The sequence below is a fragment of the Paenibacillus tianmuensis genome, from assembly GCF_900100345.1.
Taxonomy (GTDB): domain Bacteria; phylum Bacillota; class Bacilli; order Paenibacillales; family NBRC-103111; genus Paenibacillus_G; species Paenibacillus_G tianmuensis.
The window spans coordinates 52,106-64,698 of sequence record NZ_FMTT01000007.1 but is presented as its reverse complement, the minus strand read 5'-3'; the positions used below and the strand labels follow the sequence as shown (position 1 = coordinate 64,698).

Annotated in this window: 11 protein-coding genes and 1 pseudogene; 1 reads left to right on the top strand and 11 read right to left on the bottom strand. The window is 49.9% G+C overall.

Features of this window, described 5'->3' with window-relative positions; genetic code table 11:
• Positions 1-41 precede the first annotated feature (41 nt).
• The 11 genes from BLO51_RS07045 to BLO51_RS06995 form a co-directional block, all read right to left on the bottom strand.
• The gene (locus BLO51_RS07045; protein WP_090668927.1) at positions 42-2,087 is read right to left on the bottom strand and encodes a methyl-accepting chemotaxis protein; all 2,046 of its coding nucleotides are present in this window, start codon (positions 2,085-2,087) and stop codon (positions 42-44) included.
• Between the two features lie 195 nt (positions 2,088-2,282).
• Positions 2,283-5,186 (bottom strand): XkdQ/YqbQ family protein, encoded by a 2,904-nt coding sequence (locus BLO51_RS30975; protein WP_217266698.1) that lies wholly within the window; start codon positions 5,184-5,186, stop codon positions 2,283-2,285.
• Between the two features lie 69 nt (positions 5,187-5,255).
• Complete coding sequence (locus tag BLO51_RS07035) at positions 5,256-5,957, bottom strand: peptidoglycan recognition protein family protein (RefSeq protein WP_090668924.1); 702 nt, start codon at positions 5,955-5,957, stop codon at positions 5,256-5,258.
• Positions 5,905-6,168 (bottom strand): hypothetical protein, encoded by a 264-nt coding sequence (locus tag BLO51_RS07030; protein ID WP_167670120.1) that lies wholly within the window; start codon positions 6,166-6,168, stop codon positions 5,905-5,907. The genes BLO51_RS07035 and BLO51_RS07030 overlap by 53 nt, the downstream gene beginning before the upstream one ends.
• A 28-nt stretch (positions 6,169-6,196) precedes the next feature.
• Entirely contained in the window at positions 6,197-6,514 is a 318-nt protein-coding gene (locus BLO51_RS07025) for a hypothetical protein (protein ID WP_090668921.1), read from the bottom strand.
• A 71-nt stretch (positions 6,515-6,585) separates the two neighbouring features.
• Positions 6,586-6,966, bottom strand: coding sequence for a DUF4376 domain-containing protein (locus BLO51_RS07020; RefSeq protein WP_090668918.1), 381 nt, complete (start codon positions 6,964-6,966; stop codon positions 6,586-6,588).
• Between the two features lie 30 nt (positions 6,967-6,996).
• Positions 6,997-7,569 (bottom strand): putative phage tail protein, encoded by a 573-nt coding sequence (locus BLO51_RS07015; protein WP_090668915.1) that lies wholly within the window; start codon positions 7,567-7,569, stop codon positions 6,997-6,999.
• Positions 7,566-9,194, bottom strand: a complete 1,629-nt coding sequence (locus BLO51_RS07010) for a baseplate J/gp47 family protein (protein ID WP_090668912.1) — start codon at positions 9,192-9,194, stop codon at positions 7,566-7,568. Before BLO51_RS07010 ends, BLO51_RS07015 begins: the two co-directional genes overlap by 4 nt.
• On the bottom strand, positions 9,195-9,644 hold the full coding sequence (locus tag BLO51_RS07005) for a DUF2634 domain-containing protein (RefSeq protein ID WP_090668909.1): 450 nt from the start codon (positions 9,642-9,644) through the stop codon (positions 9,195-9,197).
• Positions 9,645-10,013, bottom strand: coding sequence for a DUF2577 family protein (locus BLO51_RS07000; RefSeq protein WP_090668905.1), 369 nt, complete (start codon positions 10,011-10,013; stop codon positions 9,645-9,647). It lies immediately after the preceding gene.
• 33 nt (positions 10,014-10,046) lie between these two features.
• On the bottom strand, positions 10,047-10,667 hold the full coding sequence (locus BLO51_RS06995; RefSeq protein ID WP_090668900.1) for a LysM peptidoglycan-binding domain-containing protein: 621 nt from the start codon (positions 10,665-10,667) through the stop codon (positions 10,047-10,049).
• Between the two features lie 1,535 nt (positions 10,668-12,202).
• Between BLO51_RS06995 and BLO51_RS31140 the strand changes: the two are divergent.
• Positions 12,203-12,593 (top strand): annotated as a pseudogene (locus tag BLO51_RS31140) (leucine-rich repeat protein); the annotation flags it as partial.

Here is a 12,593-nt window from a genome sequence, read left to right as displayed (position 1 = left end):
CTAAATCACATCAACCCTTTAGCGGCGTCTCACCCGCAGAATCACACCTTAAACCGGGACATCAATTCCCGAAGCTCCTCGACCATGAGGGTCAGCGATTCGGATGATGCGGCAATCTCCTCCATCGACGCGAGCTGCTCTTCGCTGGAGGCGGCTACATGCTGCGCATTGGCCGCGGCCTCCCTTGCAATCCGGGACAGCTCCTGCGTCGTTGCATTCACCTGCTCGGAACTGGCGGACATTTGCTGGGAAGCGGCGGAAACCTCTTGGATCTGATCGTCCATCGCATGAATATGATGCAAAATGGCTTGGAACGCCTCGCCCGCTTCCCCGACCAAGCGGGTCCCCCGCTCCATCTCCACGGCGCCCGTGTCCACCGAGGCAGCGGCCTCCGCGGCATAGCTCCGGATTTGGTCGATCAAGTGCCCGACCTGCTCGGCGGATTGCTTCGTTTGCTCGGACAGCTTGCGGATCTCATGGGCCACCACAGCAAACCCTTTGCCGTGTTCCCCGGCCCTCGCCGCTTCAATCCCCGCGTTCAGCGAAAGAAGATTCGTTTGGTTGCTGATCCCCGTGATCACTTCCATGATTTTGCCGATTTCCTGGGAGCGTGCGTTGAGCTGCCGGATGACGTCGGCCAACTGCTTGGCGTTCTCGTTCGCCTGATTCATGCCGACTACCGCTTCCTGAATTTTCTCGTTGCCCTCCGAAGCTTTCGCCGTCGTTTCTTCGGAGGAATCACGGACTAAGGAAGACGACTCGGCAATACGCTGAATCCCAAGCGTCAGCTCATCCATCGCCCGGACGGTTTCCTCCGCTCCCCGAAGCTGCACATCGGCGCCCGTCGCCACCTCTTGAATCGTTGTGGCAATGTTTTCCGTCACTTTGCTGGTCTGCTCGGCGCTGGCGGACAACTGCTCGGAGGTGGACGCGGCGTGCAGCGTATGCTCGGACACCTTATTCAGCATCTGTCTGAGCTCGCCGGTCGCCCGGTTGAAATGCTCCGACATTTGCCCGAATTCATCTTGGCTCGTGACGGCAATGTGATGCGTGAAATCCCCAGCGGCCAGCTTCTCGGACAGCTTGTTCAGCTTGGCGATTTGGGTGGTAATCCCGCGGCTGTACACCAGAATGACCGCCGCAATCAACAGAATCCCCGCCAATCCGATCAGGCAGAGCTTAAACAGCAGCTGCGTAAGCGGCTCCGTCAATTCCTTGTCCGGCTTGATGACTGCGAGAATCCAGTTCGTCCTCGGAATTTCTTTATAGAAAACGTGGTTCACGCCATTGGCGCTTGTATACGTCGTGTTTCCGTTTTTGTTTTGCAGCAGCTCTTGACCCAGAGCGGCCAATGCGGAATCGGGGTCCTGCTGCAGCTTGGTCTTCATCACCTTATCTTGCTCCGGACCGGCCAAATAAGTGCCGTCCTTATGTATAAGTAACGCCCAGCCCGTGGCTCCGACCTTCATGTCCGCCATGGTCTTTTGCAGTGTGGACAGGTCGATATCGCCCGTCGCCACGGCGATAAACTGTTTCCCGGCATTATAGATGGGAGCCGACGCGGTCACCATAGGCACCTTAGTAACTTCGTCGTAGTACGGATCGGTATAAACGACTTCCTTTTGATTAACGGCGGCCTTGTACCAATTTTGGCTCATATAATTGTTACCGGCATTGTTGTAGTCTTCCGTCGATTTCAGGTTGTCCTTATCCCGAAAAGCATACGTGGAAAAGTATTTTGTTTTTGGGTTATACGCACCCTCTGCGAAAAAAACCCCGACGCCGAACGTCTCCCCGTTCACGCTCAACTCGCCCTTCGTCATGGACTGGTAATCCTGAAGCGTAAGCTTCGTATACGTATCCTCGATCGTATGGGCGATCATCTCCGGCAGCCTCGTATGCGCAACGAGCCGGGTATCGATATCGTTCGAGATGCTCTTCAATTGCTCGTTCATGCCATATCTGCTCTGATCGAGAATAATTCCCTTGGCATAAACATAAGCGGCGACCAGGACGGCAGCAAACAAAACAAGCACGGCCGGCATAAACAAGAGAAACGTTTTGGCTTTGACGCTTCGAAGTCTCATGAAGGCAGCTCCCTTTTGGCGGATGATAGACGAATGTGCAAGTAAATTTCGACATAACTCACCAAAATCCTCTTTAATCTGGAAATTTATATGTTTTTCCTGTAACGCTCGGGCGATGAATCACAAAAAGCCCCAGTCCGATTTTGAGACTAGGGCGTAGAGCAGTCATGGGCGCTTAATTTATCACGCATCAAATTAATCCGTCATAAAATACTTTCTTCGAACCGCATCGATATGCATCAACTCCAACGTCATGTTTCCCGGCATGCCCAATTCATGTCTGACACTGGTCACAATGAAAGCCAAATCTTTCATCTGAACCTTATCTCCTGCCCGAATCGTGTTGATATCGATGGCAGTCACCGTAACCGTTTCCTGCATTCCGCTCAGAAGCCTTTTAGCCGCTTTTTTGGCCTGACTGGCGGTTTCAATACTGCTATTTTGAATAATGCGCTGCAGGGTTCCGTACTTGTCCGTTTCCCCTTTCTCTACGGCCAATACCGGCACCGGCTTGTTTTCCTCCTTTGCTTTGCCCAACACTTTGACTTGGGTGACGGCGCCCTCCAGCGTCCGCTTTTGCGTAATTTCCTCGACATTCTGATCCATGTCCAGCATCCAAACCGGCGAATTGCTCCCGATCTCGAAAAGCTCCAGCCCGTTAGGGGTCATTCGGGCCCGGTACATCAACCCGTCGCGAGATACCGTATCTTTCAAATCATTCAAAATCATAGAAAAAATTGTCTGAGACCGGTAGACGCCTTTGGCAAGACTTTTTCCCGTTTCAGCGATATGGCCTATCGGAATTCCCCAATCCGCCGCATACCGCTTCAGCCTTTGTGTCGCCGTTTGGCCCGCCGGAAGCAGGTACTCGTCCTCGCATTTGTTTAAGTAAATGGTCTTGTCATAGGCCGTTACTGTCAAATGCTTCTGCCCGCTGTTGCGGCTGTTGCATTCCCAGATCACCCCGGGGTGAAAAAGGTAGACCAGACTCGTGCCTTGGGGAGCAATCCCCGATACGCGGATTTCCTGACCGGGGCCTATGGCGGGAAAATTATCCGTGATGACCAAATCAATGGTCGCCCGATAAGCGATTTCGTCCAGCGACTCTTCCAGTGTGATTTTTTCAACCATGTCCGTGATGATGTATTGATTGGCCAAGATGACCTCGTATTGATTGGAGTGTATGATTGGAGGCTCTTTTTTTTCGAAAATCGGCTCTTCTTGGCGTTTCATGATTTGCTTAAACTGTTCGGGATCGATTCGGTTCGTCTCCGTCTCGAACAAATACTCTCCCATGATCCCGGAGGAGCCATCCTGCTTGGTATAACTGCTTTCCCTCACCAAAATATTACTGTTCGATTCGTTGCCGGAGCCGATATCGTAATATTTTGTATGAATGGCTGTAATGCCCAAATCCGGTAGCGTAAACAATTCGTTTGGTGCGGATTTCCCATCGCTGTTGGAATCTTTCCAAACCTTAAGCTGGGCAAATCCGGCATCGTTCTTGTCGATCGTACCGTCGCCGTTGTCGTCCAATTCCGATAAGGCGTCATATCCGCTCTGAGAACGCGAACCGTCTTTCAATAAAGCATACTCGCCGAACAGTTCGGTTCCGTTATTAATGACTCCATCGCCGTTCAAATCGCGTACAAGCAAACCGTCGTCCGGACCTACCCAGCCCGTCAAACTGCTCTTCCCGTCGCCGTCATGGTCAAAAAATACCCTTTTTTCGATTCCGACGGTCTCCAGGCCGTCTCCGTCCAGATCCATCACGATCGGATCTTTTGCTTCAAAAGTCCGCCCGTACTTGCTCCCTAACTCAAGCAGATAGGTGAGTGAAAACTGATCGTCATTCTTGGCCCAGTCGTTTTCCATCGTAATAAAGTCTGCCAATTTCTTGAAATTTAATATTCTAATAACACGTTCATATTCGTCGCAAATTTGAATGAATTCGATATTATTCCATTCTCCGTCGGAATGCAGGAACGTTAACGTGTCGGATGAACTAGTAAAACTGAGTGTTACTTTAATGCTATTTGACTTCTCATAACCAGCTCGATCAAAATTGACTTTAATTTCATCCAAGCCAAAGCCGATGAGTTTAATCTTATCAGTTTTATCCTTACCGTATTCTGCAATTTCATCATGGCCGTCTCCCTTTTTGAAAAAGTAGAGATCGTTGCCGAGGCCGCCTTCCAGATAGTCATCTCCTGGACCGCCATGTAATTGATCATTTCCTCCCTTGCCATAAAGCTTATCGTTTCCTGCGCCTCCATATATGTAATCCGTATAATTTCTTCCGTATAAAATATCGTCTCGTTTACTATCGATTTGATTGATAAAATGATCCTGAAAATTCCCATTCAAGTCTAAGTAATATTCCATATGGTAAATATCCGTAATAATATAGTTGTGAAGAGTGATGGCATCTTCAGGTATTTTATTATTATTATTATCCCGATAAGGATGGGATTTGGGTATTACGATCTGTTCTCCAAGATGCGTGCCAGGAAGTTTTAAACTATTAAGAAATTCGTTTTCAGTAATATAATGCTTCACAGGATACTTATCGAATGGAATAGAGCTTTCCGGCCTATAATAAGCCAAATTTTGAGTCGGGGCAGCATTAAATATAACGGCAATTTTTACATGATCCCGTGAAACGTGTGTACCTTTACTGTTTTCGTAACATTCGTATAATAATTGCTGCGCTAACCTCCCTCCCAAAGAATGCCCGGTAAAGCTCATTTCGTAATCAAAAATCTTTTTCTTCATTAAGATATCATGGACTTCCCTAAGCAGGAATATCGCTGAAGCCATTTGTAAGGTGTACCATGTTAAATTGGGGTTTTCCACCACGAAGTCTGTAGGACTATTGGAACCACGGCAAGCAAAGACGATTTGGTTGGTTTCTTTGTCGGCTTCCATTTTTATATACACGGCTGCATAAAAACCATTATCATCGTTTCTCCCGACTTTCAATACTTTCCACTTGCTTTTCCCTCCCTTCAAATTGCAATCAATTGAAAACTCACGGTTTTCTATATCATCCGCATATGATCTTTTGATTAAATTAACAAATTCTAAAGTAGAATGCATGAGCACACACCCCATTTAAGTTATTTCGTACTCAAATACAAAAAAAGACATACCCATTCAGGTATGTCCTCATAACAAGCCCAGCTCTTTCATTTTCGGCTCCAACTGAATCATTTTGTTTAGCGCCCACTCTGCGTTTCCATCGTTGCCTTGCGCCAAGTTGTACATGTACAATATTTGATTGGCGATGGTGTAGGCGCTCTTTCTTCTACTATCACTGCTGCCCATATATTTGAGCTTCATATCCAAATCTTTCAAGTCTGCCCGTACCTGATTCATGCTGATGCACGGACAAGCTGTGTTGTTGTTCGGATACTCATTATGCCCCATCACGTTCTCGACCGGAATGTTGAATATGGAGCGCACCGTCATAATCGCGGCATATAGACACTCGCGTTCTTGCGAGGTCAAATTGCGCTTGGACATGTCTCCCGAGACGGAAATGCCTACCGTGTAACCATTATTCGACGAAGTATGATAGCTGAACGTGAGCAAATCGTTCGTTTGGTAAATTTGATCGCCTTTGATCACGATATGGTAGCCGATTCCACCCCAGCCGTTCGTATTCACATGGGATCTCGCATAGCCTTGGGGCGTTCCGCCTTCCACCGCGGAATGGTGGACACTGATATGCGTAATATTCTCAAACTGGCGCATTTTGTACGGATTGGCCGAATGGGTCAACAGGGAATCCGTAATGTCCAGAATGGGCTTGATGCTATACGGCAGTTGAACCAGTTGAATCGCTCTTAGAGTAGTCGGGCTCCCCATTCTCGGCACCTCCTGTCTGTTCTTTGACGATCCTTTTGCCATCGATGTAGCCCTCGACCAAAATGTACGTCGCAATCGCTCCTACATTCGTCACCAAAGCGACGATTTTCGCAATCGTATGATCATCGACATTGAATATGACCAGAGTGCTCGTGATCACCGCCGCCAATAAGGCCCAAAACTTGCGGCTGCCTAATTTTTGCTTCAGCATGACCATCTTCCCTTTCCTAAGTTTCGTTTTAGCTGCTTTTCATCTTCATATGAATTTCGCGAATTTTTCCTTCCACGTATTGTCGGGTCACTGCGGACTCTTTCTCCAGACTATTGACCTGAAAATGCAGCTCTTTAATGATTTCACTTTGCGTTTTGAGCAGCTCAACCATATTGTCTTCATCTTTGAAGTATTTGGGGGCCACCTGAGTCAGGTATTTCTTCACCTGCTTGATTCCTACGCGTTTGGTCCAAATGACCGCCAGAGAGGTCAGCGCAGCTTGCAGACTAATTTCTTTCCAATGCGTCACTAACCACACAATGAATTCTTCAACGACCTTCATCATCCATATCACAACCAATTCGTATCAAAATTTCCCGGCTCTTCGTTCCATTCGAGCTTTACCGACGTCAACCGCTACTCCCACTGGATATGTTCAAGCTCCTCCACGTTCCGCGCAACGTTCAGTTGCTCTTTTAATTGCTGATACCGGGTCAAGCAGCTTTTCTTATGGATGTCGGCCTCGGATACGACAGAAATGAACTCTTCCCGGGTATGCGTGACGAACCCTTGATCCTCCGTTTTCCAGACGACATCCGTAATGCTGTCATCGGCCAACAGCATTACGATCTGCCCAGTCGTATTAATCTGATCATAAACGCTATAAGAATACTTATGCTTCGTCCTGACTGAAGAAAAACCGGATAAAATCCGATTCTCGCACTGCAGCCGCAGCTGTGTCAGCTTCTTTTCCTTCAAGAACTCCAAGCTAATAGGGTGATGCAAAATATTTGCCATATCCCAATTGATCCCATCCACAATGTTTGATTACAAATATTCCTGAAATTGATCCCATGTCAGCTGAAGCTTTTCGATCGTGTCCCACGTTACACGTTTGGACTCCAGATTATCCCAAGTTAAATGATTGAACTCATACTGAATATCCAAATGAGCGGGAACCACTTCTCGTAAAGCCGTTTGCAGGTCCTGGATATTCGATGGAATACCTGTTTTTTCGGCAAATCTTACGATAATCCGGTACGCCTGAAAATCTTCGATAATATCCATGCTTCCGTTCCCGAACGATTCGGCCACTTGTTCCACGGTAGAACGGGTCGCTGTGCCAATGCCGCGGATTCGTGAAAGAATGAAGCCCCTTCTCTCATTGTCCGGCAGCTGATACCGGACCGGAAGACCCAGCTCCATCTCCCACAAATCAAGTCCCCACGTCGCCGTTTGCACAAAATACTGCTTCAATACTTCGTCCAAAGTCTGGTATAACTTATCAAGCTCAGCGGACTGTTGATCGATAATGGCGCCCATAATGGCGGAGGTGCCATAATACTCAGGCAAATAGTCCATCATCGTTTGCGCCCTGGGACTCGTCAGCTGATCCTTCATCGGAACGTCACATCTCCCAGCACGGCCACTTCATTGGCAGACACAATGACATTTTTCTGGCTGTTATTAATAAAGAAGCTCGTTTGATCGTAATCCACGACGCCCTGTGTATCCAAGATGATTTGTCCCAGACGGGTATAGAGCACATCGTTATTTTCTTTGAAGGAAAGCGATGTGAAATATTTCTCAAACTTTTGCTTGATTTCGTTCTGGATGGTTGTCACATTGCTGCCCGGCATCACATTGAGCGTAACCTTGATGTCGATCGCTCTCTCAATTGCAGGGCGTACCGAGACTCGAACGCCGATCGGCGCCTTGCCTTCTCCTGTATTCTTGGAAAATGCCGACGTATACACAACGTTATCCAACCAAAGCGTCGTTGTAGTATCGCTCTGCAAACGAGTGATTCGCAATTCAAGATGGTCTTCCCCGTTCCAATAAAAATCCACCCATGCCGACCAATCCCGCGAAGCAATGACCGGGTCAACGGAACCGGAATATTTGAAGAAGCTGAGCAAATCCTTAGCGGATTTCACTTGTACGGCGTCCGCACTGCTGCTCGGCCCCGTTTTCGCCCATCCGTTGCGGGAGCTGTTCCAGATTCCGAATTCAACCAAATTCGCAGTCTCCGCCGTACTGTTCACTTTAAAATGCGGCCTTGCTCTCCATATGCCCGCTTGCTTCGGCAGCGCCGTATCCAATTCCGTACGCTTGGCCGTACCTATGCCATCCGAGCTGTACGCAAACTGAAGGGCAGACTTGTTTCTGGCATCCTGCTGGGACGTATCCGTGGATACGCCTTTTCCCCCTTGCACCAGCACGGAATCCTCTTCCACTAAGGTATACGGGGGCGCAATGTAATGCTGCACCGCTTCGGCAATAGCCAGAGACGCCGGCTTCATGGAGGTATCCACCACATAGATGCCTACGGTGCCGGGACCTTCATCGACAGGCATGATGGCAGCGCCGCCGACTCCCGATACCTCGGTGACCCAATTCATATAGTCCGCCTTATTTCCTCCGGCCGATGTGGAGCGTACCCTCTGCAAATAGCGAAGCTGCAAAGCTGCGTCATCTTCCATATCGAGACCGCCGGAAGTTTCCTTCAGATTGGTTATACTGGAAACTCCCGAGAGCGGCGAAACCAGCAGTTGAATCGCCCGGGCGGAGACGTTGCCGCTTTTGCCGCCAACGATCGCTTCAATGTTGACAGTCCCCGCGCCGCTTGAGTCTAACACGACTTTGGACAGTGTCTTGAATTCAATCGACGGCTCGCCAATGGCGGAATCGGCCAGCGTAGCCACAATCGTTCCAGCCAAAATTTCCGCCCCCGCCGCTCCTTTAAATTGAATTTCGCCCCGCGCTTTTACCGCTGCCTTGCGTGAAATGCCGTGCTCTGCGCAGCGCAAATCCAAATATTCGCCAAAGGTGGAGCCGACAAACCCCCTGCGCAAAATTTCTCTCGCCCAAATGGCTCCTTGTGCCAACTGAATGGCAGCCGGGGCCAGAGAGTCCCAAATATAACTGCCTTCAGCCTTGTCCAGATCGGAGGGCAGGGCGTCCAGCATTCTTTGCATAATCACTTCTTCCGTTTGATCCTTTAAATAATAGGGCAACACTGTCATCTACTTGGTCACCACACTTCCCGTTAAAGTGCCTGTCGTTCCGTGAATATTTCTTACCTCGCATGTAAACATGCAGGTTTCGCCTTGCCAGTCAAATTGAAAGTTGCTCACGCTTGCCGTACGGGGGTCGACGGTCAAGCATTCGGTTGCAATCCGTTTAATCTCGCTTTCGTTTCCGGAACGATTCAGTCCCTTGGCGATTAAGTCATCGAATTCCTGACCGTAGTTACGGGTGTAGGCCAGATATCGGTAACGGGCTGTGGAAAGCGCCTTGTTGCACCATTCCAGCCACGCCTCGACCCCTCTGGACTCCGCCACTTTCCCTGTCGGTGTCGTGACAAACTCGCCCACCGCATAATCGAACTTCCAGCTGCGTCCGAAGCCGATGGTACGCACAGCGAATTCCGAAGCCTCCGGCAATATGGGCGAGCTTGGAAATAAACTTGCCATCTATACCACCACCTTGCATAAAACAACAAAATCGCTGCCGTTGTTCACGGGCTGCACCAGAACCCGATCTCCCGGCTGCAGGCCCTCTTTGAAATGAATCTTTACATCAGGGATACGAGCAGCTTCAAAATCGATCTTGGCGGAACCGCCTCCATTGATCGTTCCCATTAAACTGAACGCCGGCAGTTCAAGCTCAATTCGCCAGTCTGCCGTCATGTAATCCTGAATTTCATACTTGTAGCTGTCCAGTTTTAACCCGCTTGTTGTCATCGTTCCCATCTCGGCCTGCAATCCGGCCACCGCTTGCGATGTGTGGCCGGAGATTCTCGTATCGAGCAGAGAAGCAAGTTGTTTAAACGGACTATCCAAGAATTAAACCTCCCTAATTGTGGTGCGAGCTTGCTAAGGCATCACTAATTGTTGCCCGGGAAAAATTTTATTTGGATCTGGACCGATGAGGGCTTTATTTAACGCATAAATTTCATCCATTCTGCTCCCCGATCCAAGATTCAATTTGGCAATTTTCCATAAACTATCGTCGGATTTTACCACATAGGTTTTGGGTACGGGCTTTAAATCCGTTCTCTGGGAAGACGAAGTGTCGCTAGCTGTCCGAATCTTCACTTCCCTCCAAGTCCGGCAAGTCAGGTCAAAATACACATCTCCCGGTTCCCCTCCGCGAAACGTGCTGACATGCGAAGATACGAGCACGAACACATTGACGGCCGTATCGGTAATAATCAACTGCACGGGTTTCTTGTCCACCATCCACGTATTCAGCTGATTCATCGCAATCTGCGGGTCCGGGACAGGCTCGTACCGGCAGTAGCTCATATCATACTCTTTAGGAAAAAAAGAAGAGAAGGTAATTTCCTTTACCTTCTCCCCTTGCGGAAAATCGATCTCACCCAAACTCAGAATATTGACCGTTTCAAATTTCTTCTCGCGACGAATACTGACCTCTTGAGGGTTAACCGGAAATTGGAGCTTGGTTCCCGTAGGATCCATGAGTATAAAGTCCATCGCTTGATCACCACTTTGTCTTAAACTCTGTTTTCCATAGCAAGTCTGACATCCTTGACAATTTTTTGGCCGATCCGCAGAGCCAAGTCGTCTTCGTTTAATTTATCTTGTTGAACTTGAACATTGATACCGGTAACGGCGACGTTAAGTGGACGCGGTCCGCTCGGTTTCTCTGCATTGGCGGGCGTCCCATTCCCTGTCGGATAAAGCGCACTGCCGGATGCCGCCACCCGGCTATTCGCCGGATAGATGGCCGGCTGTGCAGGCGGTTCCGTTTTTACAGCAGGCTTGTCCTCTTTCTTGAACAATTTGCTAGCGAAGCCGGACACCTTTTCCGCCAGGAAGCCTCCCGCCATCGAGCCCACCATATTGCCTACGAAGCCCCCTGCTACCGTTCCGATACCAGGCAGCAGCGCCGTTCCAATGGCTGCGCCAATCGTACCGCCAATAGCGCCGCCGGCCAGCTCGCCGGTCGCTTTCGTCGCCGCCGCAGCTTTGTTGTCTGCAGTTGCAACATCCATCACTCCGGACAAAACGTTCAAGCCGGGAATCTTCTTGGCAATCGATTTGACTCCCGGAAGACTGGTTATCTTTCCGATACCCTCGGATAGCAGTCCGCCAGCCGTACTCTTCACGGCCTCCATCGGACTACCTTCGCCGGCTGCGCCGAAGGCTCCTAAGGCAAGAGCGCCTAAAAGGCCGCCTTTCCCGCCCCGCTTCGGACCTCTGCTATTCGTCGCTCTAGCAGAGCTTTTCACTCCGTCGGCCGCCGAATTCACGTTTGCGGCCGCCGCGCCTTTGGGTTTCTTGCTTTCGTTCTTATTAGCCGCTCCGGAGGAGCCTTTCATCTTGTCAGCCGCCGAGCTGAGGCTTGCTGAGGCCGAGCCATTCGCCTTATTTTTGCGTCTCTTTCTCCCACTCGCCGATCCGCTTTTCCCGCCACTGCCTGCTGCGGAGGCTGCGGTCCCCTTGAGTTCTTTCAGGGCCCCGGCAAATATTTTAATGACGTCAACAATGCCTCGCGCCAAATCAACGAGACCTTTGCTTAGGTTAGTCAACGATTTACCGACCGAGCTAATACCGGTACCGAGTCCGCCAATAGCGCTGTTAAACTCTTTAATGCCTTTGCTGATACCGCCCAAAGCTGTCTTACCGATACCTCCGATGGCCTCGCTCATTTCTTTGATGCCTTTGCCGATGCCGCCTAAGCCGGTCGTACCTATGCTTCCGATGGCCCCGCTGATTTCTTTGATACCTTTGCCGACGCCGCTTAAGCCCGTCGTACCTATGCTTCCGATGGCCCCGCTGATTTCTTTGATGCCTTTACCGATGCCGCTTAAGCCCGTCGTACCTACACTTCCGATAGCCCCGCTGATTTCTTTGATGCCTTTGCCGATGCCGCTTAAGCCGGTTGTACCTACACTTCCGATGGCCCCGCTGATTTCTTTGATGCCTTTGCTGATGCCGCCTAAAGCGTCCGCACCGAAGCCTTTCAACGATGCGCCGAGCTCTTTCACGCCCTTGCTCACGCCTCCGAAAGCATCTGTTCCGAAGCTTTTCAACGATGCGCCGAGCTCCTTCACGCCCTTGCTCACGCCTCCGAAAGCATCTGTTCCGAAGCTTTTCAACGATGTGCCGAGCTCCTTCACGCCCTTGCTCACGCCTCCGAAAGCATCTGCTCCGAAGCTTTTCAACGATGCGCCGAGCTCTTTTACTCCCTTGCTCACGCCTCCAAAAGCATCGGTTCCGAAGCTTTTCAACGATGCGCCGAGCTCTTTTACTCCCTTGCTCACGCCTCCAAAAGCATCTGTTCCGAAGCTTTTCAACGATGCGCCGAGCTCTTTTACTCCCTTGCTCACGCCTCCGAAAGCATCTGTTCCGAAGCTTTTCAACGATACGCCGAGCTCTTTTACTCCCTTGCTCACG

Excerpts from the sequence above, each read along its gene's own strand:
- BLO51_RS07045 (WP_090668927.1), bottom strand. The coding sequence starts at position 2,087 with ATGAGACTTCGAAGCGTCAAAGCCAAAACGTTTCTCTTGTTTATGCCG.
- BLO51_RS30975 (WP_217266698.1), bottom strand. The coding sequence starts at position 5,186 with ATGCATTCTACTTTAGAATTTGTTAATTTAATCAAAAGATCATATGCG.
- BLO51_RS07035 (WP_090668924.1), bottom strand. The coding sequence starts at position 5,957 with ATGGGGAGCCCGACTACTCTAAGAGCGATTCAACTGGTTCAACTGCCG.
- BLO51_RS07030 (WP_167670120.1), bottom strand. The coding sequence starts at position 6,168 with ATGCTGAAGCAAAAATTAGGCAGCCGCAAGTTTTGGGCCTTATTGGCG.
- BLO51_RS07025 (WP_090668921.1), bottom strand. The coding sequence starts at position 6,514 with ATGATGAAGGTCGTTGAAGAATTCATTGTGTGGTTAGTGACGCATTGG.
- BLO51_RS07020 (WP_090668918.1), bottom strand. The coding sequence starts at position 6,966 with ATGGCAAATATTTTGCATCACCCTATTAGCTTGGAGTTCTTGAAGGAA.
- BLO51_RS07015 (WP_090668915.1), bottom strand. The coding sequence starts at position 7,569 with ATGAAGGATCAGCTGACGAGTCCCAGGGCGCAAACGATGATGGACTAT.
- BLO51_RS07010 (WP_090668912.1), bottom strand. The coding sequence starts at position 9,194 with ATGACAGTGTTGCCCTATTATTTAAAGGATCAAACGGAAGAAGTGATT.
- BLO51_RS07005 (WP_090668909.1), bottom strand. The coding sequence starts at position 9,644 with ATGGCAAGTTTATTTCCAAGCTCGCCCATATTGCCGGAGGCTTCGGAA.
- BLO51_RS06995 (WP_090668900.1), bottom strand. The coding sequence starts at position 10,667 with ATGGACTTTATACTCATGGATCCTACGGGAACCAAGCTCCAATTTCCG.